The sequence below is a fragment of the Streptomyces sp. DG2A-72 genome, assembly GCF_030499575.1.
Taxonomy (GTDB): Bacteria; Actinomycetota; Actinomycetes; order Streptomycetales; family Streptomycetaceae; genus Streptomyces.
Genome location: NZ_JASTLC010000001.1, coordinates 6,437,183 through 6,460,362, shown reverse-complemented (window position 1 = coordinate 6,460,362; position 23,180 = coordinate 6,437,183). Strand labels below are relative to the sequence as shown.

Here is a 23,180-nt window from a genome sequence, read left to right as displayed (position 1 = left end):
GGACGGATGAGTGCGGGCTCTTTACCTTCGGAGCATGCCTGCTGCCAGTACCGAGGCGTCCACCACCGTGGGCGCCGACTCCGTTGTTCCCACCGTCTCCTCCGACTCCCGCATGGCTCCGGGCGGCCCCGGCTACCGCCGGATGAGCTTCGCCCTGTTCCTCGCGGGCGTGGCGACCTTCGCGCTGCTGTACTCCACCCAGGCCCTCCTCCCCCTGATCTCCGGCGAGTTCGGCGTGACGGCGAGTGACGCGAGCTGGACGGTGGCGGCGGCCACGGGCGGTCTGGCGCTGTTCGTCCTCCCGATGAGCGCGCTGTCGGAGCGTTATGGCCGTCGTACGGTGATGACGGCGTCGCTGGTGGTGGCGGTGACGGTCGGGATGCTGGTCCCGTTCGCGCCCTCGCTGCCCGCGCTGGTCGCGCTGCGGGCGTTGCAGGGCGCGGCGCTGGCAGGGCTTCCGGCCTCCGCGACGGCGTATCTGGCGGAGGAGGTCCGGCCCAAGGCGCTGGTGACCGCCATCGGCCTGTTCGTCGCGGGCAACAGCGTCGGCGGGATGAGCGGCCGGGTCATCACCGGGTGGGTCGCGCAGGAGTGGGGCTGGCGGGTCGCGGTGGGCGTGATCGGCGCGATCGCCGTGGCCTGCGCGGTGGCGTTCCGCCTGCTGCTCCCCTCCCCGAAGCACTTCAAGCCGGGCTCGCTGCGGCCCCGCGTGCTGGCCCGCACGGTCCGCGAGCACCTCGCCAACCCGCTGCTGTGCCGCCTGTACGCGATCGGCGCGCTGTTCATGACCGTCTTCGGCGGCGTGTACACGGTGATCGGCTACCGCCTGACCGAGGAACCGTTCAGCCTCCCGCAGGGCATCGTCGGCTCCATCTTCCTGGTCTACCTGGTCGGCACGGTGTCGGCGTCCACGGCCGGGCGCCTGGTGGGCCGCCTGGGCCGCAGGGGTGCGCTGTACCTGGCCGGCGGCACGACGGCGACGGGCCTCCTGTTGTCCATCGCGGACTCGCTCCCCCTGGTCCTGCTCGGCCTGATCCTCATCACGGCAGGCTTCTTCGCGGGCCACGCGGTGGCGTCCTCGGCGGTCAGCAAGACGGCGACGACAGGCCGTGCCCAGGCTTCGGCGCTGTACCAGTCGGCGTACTACGTCGGCTCCAGCGCGGGCAGCACGGCCGGAGCGGTCGCCTTCCACGCGGGGGGCTGGGCCGGAACGGTAGGGGTTGGGCTCCTGGCGGTGCTGGGGGTTGTGGGGATCACGGTGGCAGGCTCGCGGGCAGCGCGCTGTCATGCAACGCGTTTGGCAAACTCCGTTCAGTAGCGCTAAGTTGGCGCTCCCACGTGGGAGTCGCTTGAAGGCACAGATCCGGCTACGCCGGTGGACCCGGTTGCATGGCGGCGCTTGACCGCGTAGGCGCGGGGCGCAGTCGATCGCCCCTACTGCCCATCGTGGCGGTTGGACGCAAGCGTGGCGTCGCATCCAGTGGCGAGCGCTGTGCAAGCCGGACAGCGTGCGCCGTCGGCAGTTGACTCCCCTGCGGTAGCTCAGGGGTCCCGAAGACGCTCAGTCGGCGGCAGACGGTGCCGTCGCTGAGCGCTTTGCGGATGCATCCCCAGTGACCTGCCCTTTTCCCGGGACAGCGAGCCGTTGTCAGTGCGCTGCGGTAGCTTCCGAAGTGCTGGACGCAATGAGGCGGACGACACAGGAATGGCCACAGGGGTGGGTGGACGATCGATGACCGACAGCACGGCAACGACAACAGACCTGGACACCAAGCTCGAAGCACACCGGGTCGAGCTGACCGGCTACTGCTACCGCATGCTCGGCTCGAGCTTCGAGGCGGAGGACGCGGTGCAGGACACCCTCGTCCGAGCCTGGCGCAGCTACGACAGGTTCGAAGGCCGCTCCAGCCTCCGCTCCTGGCTCTACAGAATCGCGACGAACGTCTGCCTGGACATGCTCACGGCAGGCAACAAACGCGCCCGGCCGATGGATCTCACCGACTCCACCCCCCTCGCCCAGGCCGCCCTCTCCCCCGCCCGGACAACACCTGGCTGGAGCCGATGCCGGACGCCCGCGTGCTCCCCACCACCGCCGACCCTGCGGAGGCAGCCGTCGCCAAGGAGTCCGTGCGGCTCGCGTTCATGGCCGCCCTCCAGCAACTCCCGCCCAAGCAGCGCGCGGTGCTGATCCTGCGCGAGGTCCTGGCCTGGAAGGCGAGCGAGGTCGCCGAACTGCTCGGCACGACGGTCGCGTCGGTCAACAGCGCGCTGCAGCGGGCGCGCGCCACGCTCGCGGAGCGGGAGCAGACGGGTGCGGATGCCACCGTCTCCGACCCGCTGGACGAGGAGCAGCAGAAGCTCCTGGAGCGCTATGTCGCGGCGTTCGAGGGCTATGACATGACGGCCCTGACGGCGTTGCTGCACGAGGACGCGATCATGACGATGCCGCCGTTCGACCTGTGGCTGACCGGCGTCAAGGACATCACCGGCTTCATGACGACACTCGGCGCCCCGTGCGCCGGCTCGCATCTGACGCCGGTCCAGGTCAACGGCCTGCCGGGCTTCGCCCAGTACAAGCCGGACCTGGAGAAGGGCGGCTTCACCCCGTGGGCGGTGCAGGTCCTGGAGATATCAGACGGCCGGATCACCGGGTTCCACTGCTTCCTGGACACCGAACGCTGGTTCCCGCTGTTCGGGCTCCCCCTCCATCTCGAAGCGGAGGCCGACCAGGTCGAGGAGGGCGTGTAGGGCAGGGGCCGGATCGCGGAGCCGGATCCGGCCTCCGGCCCGCCGGGCGGCGAGTTCCAGCCGTGCCAGCAGGTCGATGGTGCCGAGCCCCGGCGGTCCGAGCCCGCCGACGTCGCACACCACGGCTTCCGCACCCGTCGCCTCCAGCAGCGCCCGCACGTCGTCACACAGCCCTGTCACCTCGTCCCTGGTGACGGGGCCGGTCAGCACGAGTACTGCGGGTGTCATGGCGTCCACGAGCGGTAGACCGGGCGGGCGGGCGTAACTCATCGGGGCGCCGCGCTCAACGTGCCGTACACCCACACCGCAGGCTGCCGTACACCCGCGCGCGGCCCGCGAAGGATCACATTGACCTGCGTCCTGCCTTCCCCGGAGGGTTGGGTGCATGCCCCATGAATCAGCACCTCCGGCGATACCCCACGGCTTCCTCACCGCTGAGGAGGCGTTGTGCAGGGGGTGCTGACGGGCTTCGCGGTCATCGCGGTCGTCATCGCGGTGGGCTATGTGCTCGGCCGCCGCGGCCACCTCGGCGAACACGGCCGCGAGGTACTGACCAAGCTGGCCTTCCACGTGGCGTCCCCGGCGTTGCTGTTCACCACCCTCGCGCACGCCGATCTGTCGGTGATCTTCTCCAGCCGCCTGCTGGTGACCGCGCTGAGCACGGCAGCGGCGGCGGGCGTCTTCATCGCGGTGGGTGCCGTACGCGGCTGGGGCCTGGGGCGTACGACGATCGGCGCGCTGTGCTCCAGCTACGTCAACTCGGGCAACCTCGGCATCCCGATCGCGGTGTACGTCCTGGGCGACGCCTCGCTGGTGGCGCCGGTGCTGCTGTTCCAGCTCCTGTTGCTGACGCCGGTCGCGCTGACGGTCCTGGACCTCTCGACCGCCCGGGACGGCAAGGAGCCGCTGTGGCTCAGGCTCCTGACGCCGCTGCGCAATCCGATCGCCCTGGGCTCACTGGCCGGCGTCGCGGTCTCGGCGACCGGCCTCCGCGTCCCGACCGCCGTCATGGACCCCGTCACCCTGATCGGCAACATGTCGGTCCCCGCCGTCCTGCTCGCCTTCGGCATCTCCCTGTGCGGCAGCACGATGCCCGGCCGGGGCCCGGACCGGCAGTTGGTCCTGCTGTCGGTGGCCTTGAAGTCGGTGGGCCAGCCCGCGGCGGCCTGGGCACTCGCGTCCGGTGCCTTCGGCCTGCACGGCGCCCAACTCCTCGACGTGGTGGTCACGTCGGCGCTGCCCGCCGCACAGAACCTCTTCACCTACGCGTCGAGATACCGCGTGGGCGAGCGGCTCGCGCGCGACTCGATCCTGCTGTCGACGGTGCTCTCGGTGCCGGTTCTGGTGGCCGTCGCGGCCCTGCTCGGCTGAGGGCAAGCAGGCGAAAGAGGCCGGAGCCCGAAGGTTCCGGCCCCTTTAGGCCTGGCGAAGTCCGCTGCGGTTCGTGCAGCGCCCGAAGGGGCGCGGGGAACTGCGCGACCAGCCACGATGGTGCCGCAGACGATCGACGGCCCGTCACCGCACTTCCAGCGGAGCGCTCAGGTGCGTCAGGCGATACGCTCCAGCACCACCGGCGACGCCGTGAAGTCGGCCCCCGCCGCCCCGATGTCGAACGCCCCCTCCACCGCCTCCAGGGCGTACGCGAACCGCTCCGGCGTGTCCGTGTGGAGCGTCAGCAGGGGCTGGCCCTCGGTCACCGTGTCCCCCGGCTTCGCGTGCAGTTCCACGCCCGCGCCCGCCTGGACCGGGTCCTCCTTGCGGGCACGGCCCGCTCCGAGCCGCCAGGCGGCGACGCCGATGTCGTAGGCGTCGAGGCGGGTCAGGACGCCCGAGGACGGAGCCTTGATCACGTGCTGCTCCTTCGACGTGGGCAGCTCCGCGTCCGGGTCGCCGCCCTGGGCCGCGATCATGCGGCGCCAGACGTCCATCGCGGAACCGTCGGCCAGGGCCTTCGCCGGGTCGGCGTCGCGAATGCCCGCCGCGTCCAGCATTTCGCGGGCCAGGGCCAGAGTCAGCTCCACCACGTCCTCAGGCCCACCGCCCGCCAGGACCTCCACCGACTCGCGGACCTCGAGGGCGTTACCGGCCGTGAGCCCCAGCGGGGTCGACATGTCCGTCAGAAGCGCCACCGTCTTCACACCGTGATCGGTCCCGAGGCCCACCATCGTCGAGGCCAGTTCCCTCGCATCCTCGATGGTCTTCATAAAGGCGCCGGTGCCCACCTTCACGTCCAGGACCAGAGAGCCGGTCCCTTCCGCGATCTTCTTCGACATGATCGAGGAGGCGATCAGCGGGATGGCCTCGACCGTGCCGGTCACGTCGCGCAGGGCGTACAGCTTCTTGTCCGCGGGTGCCAGACCGTCGCCCGCCGCGCAGATCACCGCGCCGACACCGTCAAGTACGGACAGCATCTCCTCGTTCGAGAGCAGGGCCCGCCAGCCGGGAATCGACTCCAGCTTGTCGAGCGTGCCACCTGTGTGGCCGAGCCCCCGCCCCGACAGCTGGGGAACGGCCGCACCGCACGCCGCCACCAGCGGAGCCAGCGGCAGCGTGATCTTGTCACCCACCCCACCCGTCGAGTGCTTGTCGGCCGTCGGACGGGACAGGGCCGAGAAGTCCATGCGCTCGCCGGAGGCGATCATCGCGGCCGTCCAGCGGGCGATCTCACGCCGGTTCATGCCGTTGAGCAGGATTGCCATGGCGAGCGCGGACATCTGCTCGTCGGCGACCTCCCCACGGGTGTACGCGTCGATGACCCAGTCGATCTGTGCGTCGCTGAGTTCACCGCGATCCCGCTTGGCGCGGATCACGGAGATGACGTCCATGGCGTTCCTTCCGAAAGATCAAGAAAGTGCGCGGCCCCTCTGAGCCGGTTCAGAGGGGCCGCACGGGAGTTACTCGGTGAGGTGCCCCGGCCCGAAGGCCTGCGGCAGCATCTCCGACAGCGGCAGGATTCCCGCCGGGGTTTCCAGGAGCAGGTCCGGGCCGCCGAACTCGTACAGCAGCTGTCGGCAGCGGCCGCACGGGACGAGGATGTCGCCCCTGCCATCCACGCAGGTGAAGTGCGTGAGCCGGCCGCCGCCGGTGCGCTGCAACTCCGAGACCAAGCCGCACTCGGCGCACAGTCCCAGCCCGTACGAGGCGTTCTCGACGTTGCAGCCGGAGACCGTGCGGCCGTCGTCGACCAGGGCTGCGACGCCGACCGGGTAGCCCGAGTAGGGGGCGTACGCATGGGACATGGCGTCCCTCGCCACCGATCGCAGGGCCTCCCAGTCGACGGTCACTTGCCTTGTCCCTTCCGGTACGGCAGGCCGTCCGCCTTCGGCATCCTGAGGCGCTGGGCCGACAGGGCGAGCACCAGCAGGGTGATGACATACGGCGTAGCGGTCACGACCTGACGAGGCACATCATCCGTGCCCGCGTACCAGACGAACATGACGGCCGAGACCGCGGCGACGATCGCGGCGGGGACGTACTTCTTCTTCCACACCTGGTACGCCGCTCCGAACACCAGCAGGATCGCCATGAGCAGGATCAGCGCGTGGACGTTGGTCGTGCCGCCGCGCAGGTTGAGGCTGTCGGTGTAGCCGAACAGACCTGCGCCGAGGGCGAGTCCACCCGGCATCCAGTTACCGAAGATCATCGCGGCGAGGCCGATGTAGCCGCGGCCGGCGGTCTGGCCGTCGAGGTAGACGTTGGACGCGACGATGGACAGGAAGGCACCGCCGAGGCCGGCCAGGCCGCCCGAGATGATCACGGCGATGTACTTGTACTTGTAGACGTTGACGCCGAGGGACTCCGCCGCCACCGGGTTCTCACCGCAGGAGCGCAGGCGCAGGCCGAAGGAGGTGCGCCAGAGCACGTACCAGGTGACCGGGATCAGCGCCACCGCGATGACCGTCAGCGGCGACAGGTCGGTGACCAGACCGCCGACCAGGCCCGCGAGGTCCGAGATCAGGAACCAGTGCTTGCCGTTGAGGGTCTCCAGCGCGCTGGACAGGCCTGGGATGTCGAATTGACCGAGCGACTCGATGGGCGGGGACTGCTTGGAGGAGCCCTGCGGGGCGTTCTCGAAGGTGAACTTCGACAGGTAGCGCGTCGTACCGAGGGCCAGGATGTTGATGGCCACGCCCGAGACGATGTGGTTGACGTTGAAGGTGACCGTGGCGACCGCGTGCAGGATCGCGCCGAGGGCGCCGCCGATGATGCCGAAGGCGATTCCGGTCCACGGGCCCCACTGGTAGCCGGCCCAGGCGCCGAACCAGGTGCCGAGGATCATCATGCCCTCGAGGCCGATGTTGACGACGCCCGCGCGCTCGGCCCACAGACCGCCGAGTCCGGCGAGGCCGATGGGCACGGCCAGGCGCAGCGCGGTGGACATCTGGCCGGTGGAGGTGATGCCGTCCGCGCCGGTGATGAGGCGGACGATCGAGACGAGTACCAGCACGCCCGCGATGATCAGCAGGAGTACCGGGAGTGAGATACGGCGGCCGCCCCTGCCGGGCTGCTTCGCCTGCGGCTTGGCGATGGTGTCGGTGGTCATCAGGCCGTCACCTCCTTCTTCGGGGCGTTGTTGTTGGCGGCCTCAGCGGCGAGCTCCGCGCCGACCCGCTTCTGCTGGCGGCGCAGACCCCACTGCCGTACGGCCTCGTACGAGATGACGACCGCGAAGACGATCAGGCCCTGCATGATGGTGGCGATCTCCTTCTCGTACGCCTCCGGTGTGGCGTAGTCGAGGGCGGGAGAGGCCTTGTCGAGGAAGGCGATCAGCAGGGCGGCGAAGGCGATACCGCCGGGGTTGTTGCGGCCGAGCAGGGCGATGGTGATGCCGGTGAAGCCGAGACCCGTCGGGAAGCTCAGGCTGTAGGTGTGGGCGTCGCCCAGCAGGAGGGGCAGTCCGGACAGGCCGGCGACCGCGCCGGAGATGATCATCGCGGTGAGGACCATCTTCTTGGCGTCGACCCCGGAGGCCGCGGCGGCGGTCTCGGACGCGCCGGTGGCGCGCAGGTCGAAGCCGAAGCGGGTGCGGTTGAGGACGACCCAGTACGCGACGCCCATGAGGACGGCGAGGAAGACCAGGCCGTAGATCTCGCCGACATCGGGCCCGAGGTCGATGCCCGGGACCCAGCCGGACTCCTTCATCTCGCCGGTCGTGTTGTTGTTGCCGACCTGCACGCCCCAGATGTTGTCGAGGGTGAGGTAGCCGATCAGGCTGGTGGCGATGGCGTTGAGCATGATCGTGGCGACGACCTCGCTGACGCCCCTGGTGACCTTCAGCAGGCCCGCGATACCGGCCCAGAAAGCGCCGGTGAGCGCTCCGACGAGCAGCAGCAGCGGGATCTGGAGGACGGAGGGCAGGGCGACATGGGCGCCGACGACCGCGGTCATCATCGCGGCGAGGCGGTACTGGCCGTCGACGCCGATGTTGAACAGGTTCATGCGGAAGCCGATGGCCACCGCCAGCGCCGCCAGGTAGTACAGCGACGCCTGGTTGATGATCAGCACCTGGACGTCGGAGAACCCTGCCTGCTCGATCATCAGCCAGTAGGGCTCGAACGGGTTCTTGCCGGAGGCGATCAGCACGACCGAGGTCAGCAGGATCGCCGCGACGAGCGCGATGACCGGACCGGCCACCGCCAGGAGCACGCGCTCCCTGTCGAACTTCTTCATCGGGCCTCGTCCTCCGGGGCGCTCTCTTCCTCGACGTGCTCAAGGTGACCGGAGGCGGCGCCGGTCATCGCCGAGCCGAGCTCTTCCGGGGTGACGGTGGCGGGATCGGCATCGGCGACCAGCCTGCCGTTGTAGATCACCCGCAGGGTGTCCGACAGGCCGATCAGCTCGTCCAGGTCGGCCGAGATCAGCAGCACGGCCAGGCCCTCGCGCCGGGCCTCGCGGATGTGGTCCCAGATCGCGGCCTGCGCGCCGACGTCGACGCCCCGGGTGGGGTGGGCGGCGATCAGGAACTTGGGCTGGTGGCTCATCTCGCGGCCGACGATCAGCTTCTGCTGGTTGCCGCCGGAGAGGGACGCGGCGGTGACGTCGATGCCGGGGGTGCGGACGTCGTACGCCTCGACGATCCGGCGGGTGTCCTCCTGGGCGCCCTTGGGGTCGAGCCAGAAGCGGCGCCTGCCCTTGGTGTTGGGCTTCTCGGTGACGTGGCCGAGGATGCGGTTCTCCCACAGCGGGGCCTCGAGGAGGAGGCCGTGGCGGTGGCGGTCCTCGGGGATGTAGCCGACGCCCTGCTCGCGACGCTTGCGGGTGGGCCAGGGGGTGATGTCCTCGCCGAGGAAGCGGATCTCGCCGGAGTCGGCGTTCTTCAGGCCGATCAACGCGTCGATGAGCTCGGTCTGGCCGTTGCCCTCGACGCCGGCGACGCCCATGACCTCACCGGCGTGGATGGTGAAGGTGACGTCGTCCAGGACGCGCTTGACCTCGCCGGCGGCGGTGATGCTGGGGGCGACCATGCCGGTGACGCCGGCAGCCGCGGGCTCGGCCTCGACGCCGAGGGAAGCGCCGCCGACCGCGTAGACGGTGAGGTTGCCGACCTCGATGACGGGCTGGTCGGTGACCGTCGACTCGGCGGTCTCCGGGGTGGGCAGTTCGCTGCCGACCATCATCTCGGCGAGCTGACGCGGAGTGGTCTCGGCGGGGACGGCGGTGCCGACCGTCGTGCCGCGGCGGATGACGGTGATCTCGTCGGCCACGGAGAGGACCTCGCCGAGCTTGTGCGAGATGAAGATGACGGCGAGGCCCTCGGCCTTGAGCTCACGCAGGTTACTGAAGAGCGCGTCGACCTCCTGCGGGACGAGCACCGCGGTCGGCTCGTCGAGGATGAGGGTGCGGGCGCCGCGGAAGAGGACCTTGAGGATCTCGACACGCTGGCGGTCGGCGACGCCGAGGTTCTCGACCAGCTCGTCCGGGCGGACGCTCAGTCCGTAGCGGTCGGAGATCTCCTTGATCTTCTTGCGGGCGCCGCCGCCGATGCCGTACAGCTTCTCGCTGCCCAGCACCACGTTCTCCAGCACGGTCAGGTTGTCGGCCAGCATGAAGTGCTGGTGGACCATGCCGATGCCCCGGGCGATGGCGTCGGCGGGGCTGTGGAAGCTCACCTGCTCGCCTTCGACCGCGATGGTGCCCTCGTCCGGCTTCTGCATGCCGTAGAGGATCTTCATCAGGGTCGACTTACCGGCGCCGTTCTCGCCGACGAGGGCGTGGACCGTGCCCTTTCGGACGGTCAGGTGGATGTCGTGGTTGGCGACGACACCGGGAAATCGCTTGGTGATGCCCGCGAGCTCGACCGCGATCGTCGACTGGGCGGTGAGCGGAGGGCTGCTGGTCGCGTCGATGGCGCACTCTCCTTGGGAAAGGGGCCACTCTATGCGCGTAGCGCCCCTGCTTTAAATAGTGCCCGGACCTGATCGATCTCGATTCGCTCTCGATCCGTTCCGAGCATTCTGCCGCGCGAACGGGGCGCGGAGACGTCATCCTTCCCGTGCCCCGTTCCGTGGCCGTAACGCTTCAATTACGGCGCCCTGAGGTCAGGCCCGTCAGGAGGTCTTGACCTTGATCGTGCCGTCGATGATGCCCTTCTTGGCCTTCTCGATGGCCGCCTGCATGTCGGCGTCGTTCTTGAACACGGGGTTGGAGTCGGACAGTCCGACGCCACCGTTGTCGAGAGAACCGCGGATCACGCCGGTCTCGGGCTTGCCGTCCTGGACGGACTTGGCGAGTTCGTAGACCGCACCCTCGACGTTCTTGAGGGCGGAGGTCAGGATGTAGTTCTTGTACTTGGCGAGCGCCGAGTGCTTGTACTGGTCGGAGTCGACGCCGATGGCCCACACCTTGCGGGAGGCGGCGGCCTTGATGACGCCCTGGCCGGACAGGCCGGCCGCGTGGTAGACGACATCGGCCCCGGCGTCGATCTGGCCCTCGGCGGCGCTCTCGCCCTTGTCGGGGCTGGAGAAGCCACCCTCCTGGGGCGTTTCGGTCAGATACTGCTTCTCGATCTTGATCTTCGGGTTGACGGACTGCGCGCCCTGGACGTAGCCCGCCTCGAACTTGTGGATCAGCGGGGTGTCCACGCCGCCGATGAAGCCGATGTGGTTCTTCTTGGTGGCCTTGGCCGCCGCGACACCGGCCAGGTACGACGCCTGCTCCTCATGGAACACCAGGTCGGCGACGTTGTCGGCCTTGACCTGATCATCGTCGACGATGCCGAAGGTCACCTTCGGGTACTTGGCGGCGACTTCCTTGACGGCCGGCGCATAGACGTAGCCGACGCCGATGACCGGGTTGTAGCCGGACTTGGCCAGCTGCTCGAGGCGCTGCACCTTGTCGGCGTCCGCCTCGCCGTCCTGCGGCTCGATGTCGCGGCTGGTGTAGCCGAACTCCTTGTCGGCCTTCTCCAGACCGGCGAACGCGGCGTCGTTGAAGGACTGGTCGCCCTTGCCGCCGATGTCGTAGGCGAGACCGATGCCCTGGCTCTTGCCGCCCTCGGCGGATGAGCTGGACGTGCTGCTGCTGCCACAAGCGGAGACGGTGAGGGCAAGGGCTGCGGTTGCAGCGCCTACCGCGATACGGGACACCCGGCGCATGGAACGAGACTCCTTAGTGCAAGCGCCTACACCAGGCGCTAATTCCGCCGCAGCGTAACGCGCGTAGACATGGCGGAGAACCCCACCTTGCCAGAGTGTTATCCGACCGTTTCGAACCCCATGAACGACCCCTGGGATGTCATGTACCAGACCATGACTCACCCAAGATCTTTCCAGCTTCGATCTTCCGCCGGTCTTTCTTGGCAGGATCCGGGATGGAGATGCGCATCCCAGCAGGTCAGACCATCTGCGTGATATCTCACCGAGATCAACGGGGAGGACCATGAAACTCAAGAAGCTCGCCGCCACCTCTGTAGGGGTCGGCGTCGTCCTGGCAGGCACTGTCGTCGGTGTGGCGACGCCCGCCATGGCCGCGACGAACTGCAGCACCTGGATATCCAGCAACCAGGGGACCGGTTACGCGAAGTGCACCGGGGGCGTCACCCGCTTCGACACCCACCGGGTGAAGGTGGTGTGCATGGACTCTCGCGGCACGAAGGCGACCAGATACGGCGCCTGGGTCGACACCCGCAAGGGGCAGACCTCGAAGGCCGTTTGCAGTACCGACCCCGGGAACACCGGTGTCGAGGTGTACAGGGTCAGCGTCGAGACGGACACGCCCTGACACGACGAGCGCGTTCCGTAACCCGCCAGGACGCTGTCGGGTGATGCGGGGCCTCGCGTGAGGTCGGCCTTCAAGCCCTGGTTGCGGGCTTGAAGGCCGACGTTGTCGATGCCGGGCGGCGTGCCCGCACCCGCAGCAGGCCACTGCTCAGCAGTGCGCCCGCAGGCGGTCACTGGGTCTTGACGGTGACCTTGCCGTCGATGATGTCCTGCTTGGCCTTGTCCACGGCCGCGACGACGTCGGTCATCGCCTTGTACTTCGGGTTGGAGTCGGCGAAGCCCACACCGCCGGACTCCAGGTCGCCTCGGACGACGCCGCTGAGCGGCTTGCCCTCGTGGACCGACTTGGCGAGGTCGTAGACGGCACCGCCGATGTTCTTCAGGGCCGAGCCGAGGATGTAGTCCTTGTACTTGGCCAGCGCGCTCTGCTTGTACTGGTCGGAGTCGACACCGATGGCCCATACCTTGTTGGCGGCGGCCTCGGAGATCACGCCCTGACCGGACAGACCGGCCGCGTGGTAGATGACGTCGGCGCCGGACTCGATCTGACCACTGGCGGCCTCCTTGCCCTTGTCAGGGCTGGAGAAGCCACCTTCCTGGGGCGTCTCGGTCAGGTACTGCGACTCGATCTTGATCTTCGGGTCGACGGACTGCACGCCCTGCTTGAAGCCGGCCTCGAACTTGTGGATCAGCGGGATGTCCACGCCGCCGATGAAGCCGACGTGGTTCTTCTTGGTGGTCTCGGCGGCGGCGACGCCGGCCAGGTACGACGCCTGCTCCTCATGGAACACCAGGTCGGCGACATTGTCGGCCTTCACCGTCTCGTCGTCGATGATGCCGAACGTGGTGTCCGGGTACTTGGGGGCGACCTCCTTGATGGCAGGCGCGTAGATATAGCCGACGCCGATCACCGGGTCGTAGCCGGCCTTGGCGAGCTCCTCCAGGCGCTGCACCTTGTCCGCGTCGGACTCACCGTCGCTCGGCTGGACGTCGCGGCCGCCCATGCCGAACTCCTTGTCGGCCCGCTCGAAGCCGGCGTACGCGGCGTCGTTGAACGACTGGTCACCGCGGCCGCCGATGTCGTACGCAAGGCCGATGCCCTTGCCGGAGTACTTGCCGGACTCCGTCTCACCGCCACCGGCCGATTTGCTGGACTCGCCACAGCCGACCGCGGCGAGTGCGATGACCGAGATGGTCACCACTGCTTGGGAGAACCTCGTCCTCCGAGATATCCGACGCACAGCAAGCACCCCTTCGTTCCCACGGCACCGTCGCCGGCCCGCTTCCCCGATCAGCCGCCTCAGGTGGCGATTTGGCGCACAGTAACGCGCGTAGAAGGGGAGGGGAACGGACTTACAGGTGGCCGTTATCGATTCGTGCCGACCCGGGTTACGTCTGTGCGCCCCCGGTTACACCAGGGTGACACAAGGGTACGAAAGGGCACCATCCGGGCGCCCTCTTCACGCCTCCTGCTCAGGAGCGCCGTCCAGCAACGCGGCCGCGGTGAACAGCTCCACGCCCACCGTGATCGCCGACTCGTCGGCGTCGAAGTCCCCCTGATGCAGATCGCGCACGGTCCGCTCCCCCGGCGTCCGCACCCCGAGCCGGGCCATGGCCCCCGGCACATGCTCCAGGTACCAGGAGAAGTCCTCGCCACCGAGGCTCTGCTCGGTGTCCTCCACGGCCTCGGCGCCACGCCGCGCGACCATGGCTTCCCGCAGCAACTCGGTGACACCCGCGTCGTTGACGACGGGCGGCACGCCCCGCACGTAGTTGATCTCGGACTTGGCCCGGTACAGGTTGGCGATTTCATCGATCGCCGCATGCACGATGTCCGGCGCCTGCCGCCACGCCTCGATGTCCAGGCACCGCACGGTCCCGGACAGTTCGGCGTGCTGCGGGATGACGTTCGGAGCGTGCCCGGCCTCGACCCGTCCCCAGGTCACGGCGAGCCCGCTGCGGGAGTCGACCCGCCGGGAGACAAGAGCGGGCACATCGGTGACGACGCGAGCCGCCGCGGTCACGAGATCAGTGGTCAGATGCGGCCGAGCAGTGTGCCCACCGGGCCCGTCCAGGGCGATCTCCAGCCGGTCGCACGCCGAGGTGATGGCCCCGTGCCGCAGCCCAATCCTTCCCGCGTCCACCCGGGGGTCGCAGTGCACGGCGATGATCCGCCCCACGCCGTCCAGCACGCCGCACTCGATGGCATCGGCGGCACCACCGGGCAGCACCTCCTCGGCGGGCTGGAAGAGCAGCCGCACGGGCCGCGGCAGCTTCCCCTGCCGGTGCAGCTCGGCCAGCACGAGCCCGGCGCCCAGCACCACGGTCGTATGCACATCGTGCCCGCACGCATGCGCCCGATCGGGCACGGTCGAGCGGTACGAGCACTCACTCTTCGTGTCCGGAATGGGCAGCGCGTCGATGTCGGCGCGCAGCGCGAGCATGGGGCGTACGCCGTCCCAGTCACCGATGTCGCAGACGAGCCCGGTCCCGATGGCCAGCACACGCGGGGCGAGGCCGGCCTTCTCGAGCCGTGCCTTGATCGCCGCGGTGGTCCGGAACTCCTGGTTGCCGAGCTCCGGGTGCATGTGCAAGTCGCGCCGGAAGGCGACGAGTTCGGCACGCAGCGCCTCGGGCAGCGTGCCGTCAAGCACGGCTTCCCCGGGGAGATCGGCCTCGGACTCCAGTGACATCAGTTGCTTCACCCTCTGAAGGGTAGGACGCCCGGGTGGCCAACTGACCCACGATCAACAAAAGTTCAGCCCGTTAGGGGAAGAAAATCTGGCCGCCAGACGCATGGCTTTCGACTGAGATGGGTACACTCGCCCGACTTCCGGCCGAGTGGATCATGAGATCCCGGTTACCCACTCTCCACGGATACCACGCCCGCCGCGCCCCCGGCGGTTCTGTTCACCTGTCGGAACGGCGGCCCGAGCCCGGCGCACCCCGCCCGGCCTGGGCCCAGACCGCGCCCCCACGGCCCCCCGACCGCAGCTCCATCCGGCGCACGACGGCCACTCCACGCCCCCGCGACCACACCACCACCAGCACGCCCGCGACCGGCAAGGGAGTAGCCGGAACGCGATCGGCGAGCGGGCGCCCGGGAAAACAGCCGGCACCGGACAAGCAGCGGTCAGCCAAACCGGGCCCCCGACCCCGCCCGCCGCCACTAGCGTGCGCCCCGTGAACCCCGAAACCCCCGCTTTCCTCCACGCGACCCGGACCTCGTACGACGCCATAGCGGGCCCGTACAGCGACCGTCATGCCGACCATCTGGCCGACCTGCCCCTGGACCGGGCCCTGCTCACCGGCTTCGCCGACCTGGTGAAGGGCGCCGCGCCGCATCCCGTGGCCGACATCGGCAGCGGCCCGGGTGCCGTGACCGCCCGCCTGAACGACCTCGGCCTGCCGGTGTTCGGCATCGACATCTCCCCGCGCATGGTGTCGCTGGCCACCCGGACGTACCCCGAACTCCGCTTCCACGTCGGTTCGATGACGTCGCTCGACCTTCCTGACGAGACCCTGGGCGGCATCGTCGCGCTCTACTCACTGATCCACATCCCCGACGAGCACCTGCCGACGACGTTCGCGGAGTTCCATCGCGTCCTGGTCCCCGGCGGCCATGTGCTGCTCGCCTTCCAGACCGGCGACCACGACGGCTCCGAGCGCCTCACGGAACGCTTCGGGCAGGAGATCGCGCTCGACTGCTACTGGCGCACGCCGGAGACGGTGGCGGACCACCTGGCCAAGGCGGGCCTCGACGTCCGCGCGCGCGTCGTACGCGAACCGCACGAGGACGAAACCCGCCCCCGCGCGTTCGTCCTGGCCCGCAAGCAGGAGTGACTCACACAGCCGTGACCGCCGACAGCCGGTGCACGTCCCGCGCCGTCCCGGTGACGCCGGACAGGAAGCCCTGCGCGCGGGGCGAGGCGCTCTCCGTCAGCCAGGCGGGGTCGATGTCGCACACGGCGACCCGGACCTCCGTGCCGGACAGGGCCAGCGGCAGGGTGTGCACGACGGTGGAGGGGAAGCTGAGGATCGTCCGTCCGATCGGGCCCCGGCGGGCGATCAGCTCCAGCGGAAGGTCCGGCCGTACGATCTCCAGTCCCGTCTCGACCGCCAGCCGGTGGAGCTTCTCCGTGCTCTCCCGGCGGTGGGCGAAGTAGCGGGTGGCGCCATGGGCCTTGGCGAGGGAGCGGACGGCCTCCAGATAGCGGTCGCCGTCCACCACGCCGGTCTCCACCAGCGAGGTGCCGACCATGTCCGCGCCCTTGGTGATCCGGGGCCGGCCGAAGCGCAAGCGGGTCCAGGCGAAGGTGTTGGCGGTGACCGTCACTCCGGCCGGGGTCTCCTCCATCGGCATGGACGAGAAGATCTCCACCCGGCGCTTCTCGCTGGGCGTGAGGCGGCGGCGGGCCGAGGACGACACGGGGGCGAAGATCAGGTCCCTGGGCCCGGGGCGGCCGCCCTTGCGGTGCCAGCGCACCAGGCGCTCACCGCTGGCCAGCTGGGCGACGAACTCCATCGTCGCCGTGCCGTCGTCGACGACCACCAGGTCACGTGCCTTGGTGATGGTCAGCAGCAGCTGGACGTAACGGGAGAAGGGGTCGCCCAGAACGACCCGGTCGGCCCGGCGGAGCATGCCCGTCAGACCGCCGATGGTCTGGAACGGCGCCATGGCGCCGCCCCGCGCCTCCTCCCAGCGGACCTCGTGGCCCTCCTGGCGGGCCAGCTCGGACATGCGTCGCAGCTGGCCGCGGGTCATCGGGTCGATCGGGGACAGGACCACCAGGGTGAGCCCCGCGTCGGGGCCCTCCTGGGTGTGCGGGGCCTGGGCATGCGCCCACTCCAGCACGTTCAGGAGCTGTACCGGACTCTCCACGAAAGCGAGAGTCTTCAGGCCGGCTGACCCGGCACGGGGGCTCATCGGCGTACGACCGTCCCGTCGTAAGGCGCTGTCTGCGCGCTGCGAACTCTAAGCGTTCTGGGGGGGCGTTCGGGGCGGACACCGGCCGGTGTCCGCCCCGAATCGTTGTCTGAGGGGGATCAGACCTGGAGCGGCTCGCCCGCGGCGGCGGCGATCTCCGCCTCGGCGACGACGCCGGTGACGCGGCGCAGCTTCTTCATCGGGCCCAGCTCGGACTCGTAGACCTTCTTGACACCGTCACCGAGGGAGGCCTCGATGGTGCGGATGTCACGGACGAGGCGCGTGAGGCCCTGCGGCTCGACGGAGGCGGCCTGGTCGGAGCCCCACATCGCGCGGTCCAGGGTGATGTGGCGCTCGACGAACACCGCTCCCAGCGCGACCGCGGCCAGCGTGGTCTGCAGGCCGGTCTCGTGGCCGGAGTAGCCGATCGGGACGTTCGGGTACTCCTTCTCCAGCGTGTTGATCACGCGGAGGTTGAGCTCCTCGGCCTTCGCCGGGTAGGTCGAGGTGGCGTGGCACATGACGATGTTGTCCGAGCCCAGGACCTCGACCGCGTGGCGGATCTGCTTCGGGGTCGACATGCCGGTGGAGAGGATGACCGCGCGGCCGGTGGCGCGCAGCGCCTTCAGCAGCTCGTCGTCGGTGAGGGACGCGGAGGCGACCTTGTGGGCGGGGACGTTGAACTTCTCGAGGAAGGCGACGGCCTCGGTGTCCCACGGGGAGGCGAACCAGGCGATGTCCTTGGACTTGCAGTACTCGTCGATCTGGCGGTACTCGTCCTCACCGAACTCCACGCGGTGGCGGTAGTCGATGTAGGTCATCCGGCCCCAGGGGGTGTCGCGCTCGATGTCCCACTGGTTGCGCGGGGTGCAGATCTCCGGGGTGCGCTTCTGGAACTTCACCGCGTCACAGCCGGCCTCGGCGGCCACGTCGATCAGCTTGAAGGCGTTCTCCAGCTCACCGTTGTGGTTGATGCCGATCTCGCCACAGACGTAGACGGGCTTGCCGGGGCCGACCTCGCGCGAACCGAACGAACGGATGCGGGTGTTGGTGCTCATGGTTTTCCTTACTTGGTGAGGGAATCGAGAGAGGGGCCGAGGATCCAGCTGGCGATCTCTCGGATCGCGCCGTCGCCACCGGGGATGGTGGTGACCGCGCGTGCGGCGCCGCGCACGACGTCGTGGGCGCTCGCGACCGCCACGGGCCAGCCCACGAGGGCGAAGCACGGGAGGTCGTTGACGTCGTTGCCGACGTAGAGCACGCGCTCAGGCGCGATGCCCTGCTCCTCGCACCACTGCTTCAGCGCGAGGTCTTTCCGGTCGATGCCGTGCAGGACCGGAATCTGCAGCTTCCGGGCCCGGGCGGCGACCACCGGGTTCTGCTCCGTGGACAGGATCAGCATCTTCAGGCCCGACTTGCGCAGGGCCGCGATGCCGAGGCCGTCTCCGCGGTGCACGGAGACGAACTCCTTTCCATCGGCGTCGATCAGCACCCGGTCATCGGTCTGGGTGCCGTCGAAGTCAAGGACGACCGCGTCGATGTCGGCGGCGGTCGGCAGCGAACCGGGGCGGTCCGCGTCGAAGAGGGGGGCGAGAGCCCGGGCCCGCGCCAGCTCGTGGTGGTCGTCGATCTCCAGCACACGGGCGGGGTCCGTGCGGACCAGCTCGGTGCGGCCGAAGAAGCGGTGCTGGTACTTGCGGAAGCCGGCCGCGTCCATCGCGTAGGCGGCGCCGGTCTCCAGGAAGTCCTGGGGGCGGTCCTGGCGGCGCGGGCGGAAGGACTTGTCGTGGTTGACGCCGTGGCCGCCGTCGTCCGCGCCCTCGTCGCCGTCCCGCCAGATGAACCCGTGGAACGCGGCCACGGTCACCGCGGTGTCCGCGCCGTTGTCGACGATCGCCGCGGCGACGCCGTCCACGTCCTCCCGGGCGATGAACGGGCTGGTGCACTGCACCAGCATCACCACGTCCACCGAGGACCCGTGCAGCGCCTCGTGCGCGTCCATGGCGTGCAGCACGGCGGCCTCGGAGGTCGCCGTGTCGCCGGCGATGGCGGCCGGGCGGAGCACGACCTCGGCGCCCGCCTGCCGGGCCGCGGCCGCGATCGCCTGGTCGTCGGTGGAGACGACGACGTCGGTCACCAGTCGTGCGGCACGGCACTCGCGTACCGCGCGGGCCACCAGCGGCACGCCCCCGACGGGGGCGAGGTTCTTCGCGGGCACGCCCTTGGAGCCGCCACGCGCGGGGATCACAGCGAGCACCCGGCGCACCGAAGCACCTCGGTCTGCTTGCGAGTTGGTCATGGACATAACTCCTTGGACTTCTTGCGAAGGGCCTTGGTTGTCCTGCGAAGGCCCCGCGTTTGCTCGCGAGGGGTGCGGGACGCGTCCCGGCGCCCCGGTCGGGTCGCTCACAGCTCCCCCATGCGCCGGATCACGGGCGCGACCCGCTGGACGCCGTGCCGGTAGGCGCCGCGCGCCGCCCGGCGCACGATCTGCCGGACCGGTCCGGGCTCCTTGTCCGCGGCGGGCGCACCGGGCAGCGGACTGCCGTCCGGGCCGAGGTGGTGGCGGGCGAGTATGCCGGGCAGATAGCCGGGCGCGGTCGCCGGTGTGTAGTACGGGGTGAGGGGCGGCAGTTCGGGCGAGGCGAGCAGCTTGGCGATCCGTTCGCGGGCCGCGTCGAACGCCGTCTCATACGTGCCGTCGGCCGCGACGCCCTGCCGGGACACCCACTCCTCGTCCGGGGTGGGCCGGTGTCCCTCGTCGAGCTGGTCCCAGGAGGCGAGGCAGCCGGACCCCACGAAATGGTGATTGCCAAGCATCTCGCGTACACCCAGGTCGGTGAGGATGACCGTGGGAATGCGTCGGTGCAGGGCTTCCAGCGCCGCCGTGGAACTGACCGTGACCATCAGGTCGGTGCGGTCGAGGACCTCGCCCATGTGCCCGTACACCAGGCGGAAGTTGGCGGGCAGATCGGTCTTCTGCGCCAGCTTCTGGTACGGCAACTCCTCGATGTGCGTGGTGTGTTCGCCCGGCTTGGAGCGCAGCTTGAGCAGCACCTCGCGCTCGGGGTGCTTGCGGGCGTGCTGAATCAGCCGGTCCAGCAGGTACGTACGGTCCTTGCGGCTCTCGGGGACCGAGGGCTGCGCGGCGAAAACCACGGTGTACGGCTCGTGTTCACCCGTGTAGGCCGCGCCGCCCAGGAACGGCAGGGCGACTTCGGTGACCGACGAGGAGTCGGCGCCCACACCGTCGTACACACCCCGGAAGCGGTCCGCGTCCTGGCGGGAGTTGGCGAGGACGAGGTCCGCACCGTGCCGCAGCAGGAGGCCGTCGGCGAGCTTCTCGTAGACGACGCCGACATAGCCGGTGACGACGACGGGACGCTTGGGGCGGCCCTCCCAGACCCGCTTGAGGCCGTGCAGCATCGCCTGGACACCACCGCCGACGAGAGCGAGCACGACGATGTCGTACTCCTCCTGGTCCATGGCACGCAGGAACTCGACGGCTGTCACCTCCCGCAGGGAGTCGGCCTGGACGCCGACTTCCGCCAGCTGGCGGGCGGTTGGGGTGGCCCGGCCGCGTAGCAGAAAACCGCTCAGGGCAGGGGCAACTTGCGTGTCGCCTCGCGGTCCGGTTTCCATGGACGGGCCCGGAGCGATACGACCCGCGGTCAGGGCACCCCATTTCCAGCGGGTGTCGGAGTCCGCGAGCACGGCGATCCGCGGGGGCTTGCTTGTACTTGCTGGCACGTCGAAGACGCTAGGAAGCATTTCCTATGTATAGCCCAACCGCGACTCAACAAAAGGTTAACAACAGCACCACGACAACCGAACTGGCCCGTCAGACCTGCGGAAGTACATGGTATGCACCGTTCCGACACACTGAGTTCACCTGTAGTACGATCACCAGAAAGTTCTGCCGCCGGTGAGCCCTCTAGGCTTTCGCAGGTGCCAAAGCTCTCCGTGATCGTGCCGTTCTACAACGTGCAGCAATACGCCCCCGACATGCTCAGAAGCCTGCGCGCGAACGCCAGGCGCGACTTCGAGTTCATCCTGGTAGACGACAAATCCAAGGACGAAACCCCCGCGATTCTCGAACGGGCCGCCGAGGAGCTCTCGGACGTCGCCCAGATGCGCTTCATCCGCCACGAGGAGAACGGAGGGCTGGCCACCGCGCGCAACACGGGCCTCGACGCGGCGACCGGCGAGTACCTGACCTTCCTCGACGGCGACGACTGGATCGCCCCCGGCTACCTCTCCGACCTGGTCTCGGCCATCGAGGAGCTGGGCTGCGACTTCATCCGGACGGACCACGTCCAGGCCACCGCCCGCGCCCGCTCGGTGCACCGACACCCGCACGGCCGCCGTAACGAGGTGCTCAACCCGCGCGACGCGATCCTCCCCGCCGACCGCTCGACCTCGGTGGACTACGCCTACGCCTGGGCCGGCGCCTACCACCGCCGTCTGCTGGACAAGGGACTGCTGCACTTCACCCACGGGCTGCGCACCGCCGAGGACCGGCCGTGGATCTGGAAGCTGCACCGCGAGGCGGAGTCGTTCGCCGTGGTCGGTCTGCTGGGTGTCTTCTACCGGCGCGGGGTCGCTTCCTCTCTCACTCAGATCGGTGACGTCCGTCAACTCGACTTCATTCGTGCCTTCGACCAGGTGATTGAGGAGACGGCGGCCGACCGGGACGCCGACCGGCTGCTGCCGAAGGCCGTGCGGACGTACTGCGCGATCATCGCCCACCACCTGTCCGAGATCGAGAAGTTCGAGCCGGAGGTGGCCAAGCAGCTGCGGATCCGGTCCGCGGCGGCGATCAAGCGCATGCCGCAGGACCAGCTCGTCGATGTGCTCGACACGATGGACCTGCGCCGGGCCAGCAAGCTGCGGCGGCTGCGGCGCCGGGTCACCACTGCGAAGGCGGCCGCCTGATGTCCTCGTCCTCCCGTACGACCCAGATCTTCTGCGCCTCGACGCTGTACGGAGCGGCCACGCTGGCCGCCGCGATCGACTCGGACTGCTTCGCCGAGGCGGACCGCCGGCTGCTGCTGGTGTTCAACAACGCCGGGACGCCGGAGACCACGCCCGCCGTCGACGAGATGCCGGGCTTCGAGTCGCTGCGCGACCACTTCGACGGCGTGCTGTCCTACAACGAGGCCATCAAGCCCTTCCACCCCGGGGCCTGGACGCCCCGCCCGGACGACATCCCGTTGTTCGAGCGGTATCTGCGGCTGCTGTGGGGCCTGGGCGAGGACCGGGTGGAGCTGGTCCTGGAGTCCATCCAGGTCAGCCCGGCACTCACGCTGGCCCAGCTGTTCACCGGCGCCCCGATCGACGTGTACGCCGACGGCCTGATGAGCTACGGCCCCACCCGCAACAAGCTGGACCCGCTGGTCGGCACCCGGGTACGGCGCCTGCTGCACCTGGACCTGGTGCCCGGTCTGACGCCGATGCTGCTGACCGAGTTCGACGTCCCGGCGCAGGTCGTGCCGGCGCCGGCGTTCCTGAAGGTGCTCAGCGGACTCGGCGGCGTCGTACCGGAGTTGCCGGTTCTGCCGGACAACGCGGCGCTGCTGCTCGGCCAGTACCTGTCCGCGCTGAACATCCTCTCCCCCAAGGAGGAAGAGGAGCTGCACGTGCGGATGATGCGCGGAGCCGTGGCGCGCGGGCACCGCTCGATCGTCTTCAAGCCGCACCCCACCGCACCGGCCCGCTACAGCCGGATCCTGGAGACCGAGGCCGAGAAGCTCGGCGTCGACCTGACCGTCCTGGACTCCCCGGTCCTCGCCGAGGTGCTGTTCGAGAAGTCCCGGCCCGGGCTGGTCGTCGGCTGCTTCTCGACGGCGCTGTTCACCGCCTCCGCGTTCTACGACCTCCCGGTCGCCCGCATCGGCACCGAGCCGCTCCTGGAGCGGCTGACGCCGTACCAGAACAGCAACCGCGTCCCCGCGGTGCTGGCCGACGCGGTGCTGCCGGACCTGGAGAACCGCAAGGGCGAGGAGACCGTCCCCGCGGACACGCTGTGGGCCCTGGTCACCGCCATAGGGTTCACCATGCAGCCGCAGATCTACGCGAGCCTGCGCCCGGTCGCGGAGCGCTACCTCTCCGAGCACTTCGGCCCGCGCACCCAGCGCTACTTCAAGCGCAAGCGACTCACCTCGCTGGGCCTGCCCGGCGGCATCCCGGAGCGGCTCTCCTTCCTGCCCCGCAACTCGACGGCACGCCGGGTGGTGCGGCGGGCGCGGGCGCTGAAGAAGGCCGTGAAACGCTGAGCGAATTAGCCG

General features: G+C 69.4%; 19 protein-coding genes and 1 pseudogene. 7 read left to right on the top strand and 13 right to left on the bottom strand.

Annotated features, from left to right (window positions below):
* Positions 1-34: 34 nt before the first annotated feature.
* Positions 35-1,318, top strand: a complete 1,284-nt coding sequence (locus tag QQY66_RS30760) for an MFS transporter (protein ID WP_301983518.1) — start codon at positions 35-37, stop codon at positions 1,316-1,318.
* 414 nt (positions 1,319-1,732) lie between these two features.
* Positions 1,733-2,748 (top strand): annotated as a pseudogene (locus QQY66_RS30755) (sigma-70 family RNA polymerase sigma factor).
* On the opposite strand, the gene QQY66_RS30750 reads toward QQY66_RS30755, so the two are convergent.
* Complete coding sequence (locus QQY66_RS30750; protein ID WP_301983517.1) at positions 2,632-2,976, bottom strand: STAS domain-containing protein; 345 nt, start codon at positions 2,974-2,976, stop codon at positions 2,632-2,634. The pseudogene QQY66_RS30755 and the gene QQY66_RS30750 overlap by 117 nt on opposite strands.
* 219 nt (positions 2,977-3,195) lie before the next feature.
* Between QQY66_RS30750 and QQY66_RS30745 the strand changes: the two genes are divergently transcribed.
* Positions 3,196-4,119: an AEC family transporter gene (locus QQY66_RS30745; RefSeq protein WP_301983516.1), complete on the top strand. Its 924-nt coding sequence runs from the start codon at positions 3,196-3,198 to the stop codon at positions 4,117-4,119.
* A gap of 176 nt (positions 4,120-4,295) precedes the next feature.
* Here the strand turns inward: QQY66_RS30745 and QQY66_RS30740 are convergent, their stop codons facing one another.
* From QQY66_RS30740 to QQY66_RS30715, 6 genes are all read right to left on the bottom strand, one after another.
* Positions 4,296-5,573, bottom strand: coding sequence for a thymidine phosphorylase (locus tag QQY66_RS30740; RefSeq protein ID WP_301983515.1), 1,278 nt, complete (start codon positions 5,571-5,573; stop codon positions 4,296-4,298).
* Positions 5,574-5,642: 69 nt separating this feature from the next.
* Positions 5,643-6,032 (bottom strand): cytidine deaminase, encoded by a 390-nt coding sequence (locus QQY66_RS30735; RefSeq protein WP_301983514.1) that lies wholly within the window; start codon positions 6,030-6,032, stop codon positions 5,643-5,645.
* On the bottom strand, positions 6,029-7,291 hold the full coding sequence (locus QQY66_RS30730) for an ABC transporter permease (RefSeq protein ID WP_301983513.1): 1,263 nt from the start codon (positions 7,289-7,291) through the stop codon (positions 6,029-6,031). Before QQY66_RS30730 ends, QQY66_RS30735 begins: the two co-directional genes overlap by 4 nt.
* Positions 7,291-8,418 (bottom strand): ABC transporter permease, encoded by a 1,128-nt coding sequence (locus tag QQY66_RS30725; protein WP_301983512.1) that lies wholly within the window; start codon positions 8,416-8,418, stop codon positions 7,291-7,293. Before QQY66_RS30725 ends, QQY66_RS30730 begins: the two co-directional genes overlap by 1 nt.
* A complete protein-coding gene (locus QQY66_RS30720; protein WP_301987555.1) occupies positions 8,415-10,052 on the bottom strand; it encodes an ABC transporter ATP-binding protein in 1,638 nt (545 codons plus the stop codon). Before QQY66_RS30720 ends, QQY66_RS30725 begins: the two co-directional genes overlap by 4 nt.
* A 243-nt stretch (positions 10,053-10,295) precedes the next feature.
* Positions 10,296-11,342: a BMP family protein gene (locus QQY66_RS30715; protein ID WP_301983511.1), complete on the bottom strand. Its 1,047-nt coding sequence runs from the start codon at positions 11,340-11,342 to the stop codon at positions 10,296-10,298.
* A gap of 283 nt (positions 11,343-11,625) precedes the next feature.
* Between QQY66_RS30715 and QQY66_RS30710 the strand changes: the two genes are divergently transcribed.
* Entirely contained in the window at positions 11,626-11,967 is a 342-nt protein-coding gene (locus tag QQY66_RS30710; RefSeq protein WP_301983510.1) for a hypothetical protein, read from the top strand.
* Positions 11,968-12,136: 169 nt separating this feature from the next.
* Here QQY66_RS30710 and QQY66_RS30705 read toward each other — a convergent pair whose 3' ends face one another.
* On the bottom strand, positions 12,137-13,165 hold the full coding sequence (locus tag QQY66_RS30705) for a BMP family protein (RefSeq protein ID WP_301983509.1): 1,029 nt from the start codon (positions 13,163-13,165) through the stop codon (positions 12,137-12,139).
* A 261-nt stretch (positions 13,166-13,426) separates the two neighbouring features.
* Positions 13,427-14,659, bottom strand: a complete 1,233-nt coding sequence (locus tag QQY66_RS30700) for a M20 family metallopeptidase (protein ID WP_301987554.1) — start codon at positions 14,657-14,659, stop codon at positions 13,427-13,429.
* A 490-nt stretch (positions 14,660-15,149) separates the two neighbouring features.
* On the opposite strand from QQY66_RS30700, the gene QQY66_RS30695 reads away from it, so the two are divergent.
* Positions 15,150-15,809 carry a class I SAM-dependent methyltransferase gene (locus QQY66_RS30695; protein ID WP_301983508.1) on the top strand — a complete coding sequence of 220 codons (660 nt, stop codon included), beginning with the start codon at positions 15,150-15,152 and terminating at the stop codon, positions 15,807-15,809.
* Position 15,810: 1 nt separating this feature from the next.
* On the opposite strand, the gene QQY66_RS30690 is transcribed toward QQY66_RS30695, so the two are convergent.
* From QQY66_RS30690 to QQY66_RS30675, 4 genes are all read right to left on the bottom strand, one after another.
* On the bottom strand, positions 15,811-16,893 hold the full coding sequence (locus tag QQY66_RS30690; protein WP_301983507.1) for a hypothetical protein: 1,083 nt from the start codon (positions 16,891-16,893) through the stop codon (positions 15,811-15,813).
* Between the two features lie 119 nt (positions 16,894-17,012).
* Positions 17,013-17,951 carry an N-acetylneuraminate synthase family protein gene (locus QQY66_RS30685; RefSeq protein WP_301983505.1) on the bottom strand — a complete coding sequence of 313 codons (939 nt, stop codon included), beginning with the start codon at positions 17,949-17,951 and terminating at the stop codon, positions 17,013-17,015.
* An 8-nt stretch (positions 17,952-17,959) separates the two neighbouring features.
* Positions 17,960-19,192 (bottom strand): N-acylneuraminate cytidylyltransferase, encoded by a 1,233-nt coding sequence (locus QQY66_RS30680; protein ID WP_301983504.1) that lies wholly within the window; start codon positions 19,190-19,192, stop codon positions 17,960-17,962.
* A 107-nt stretch (positions 19,193-19,299) separates the two neighbouring features.
* Positions 19,300-20,643, bottom strand: coding sequence for a DUF6716 putative glycosyltransferase (locus tag QQY66_RS30675; protein WP_301983503.1), 1,344 nt, complete (start codon positions 20,641-20,643; stop codon positions 19,300-19,302).
* 198 nt (positions 20,644-20,841) lie between these two features.
* Here QQY66_RS30675 and QQY66_RS30670 point away from each other — a divergent pair, with 198 nt between their 5' ends.
* Together QQY66_RS30670 and QQY66_RS30665 are read left to right on the top strand one after the other, a co-directional pair.
* Entirely contained in the window at positions 20,842-21,828 is a 987-nt protein-coding gene (locus tag QQY66_RS30670) for a glycosyltransferase family 2 protein (RefSeq protein WP_301983501.1), read from the top strand.
* Positions 21,828-23,168, top strand: coding sequence for an alpha-2,8-polysialyltransferase family protein (locus QQY66_RS30665; protein ID WP_301983500.1), 1,341 nt, complete (start codon positions 21,828-21,830; stop codon positions 23,166-23,168). The genes QQY66_RS30670 and QQY66_RS30665 overlap by 1 nt, the downstream gene beginning before the upstream one ends.
* Positions 23,169-23,180 lie beyond the last annotated feature (12 nt).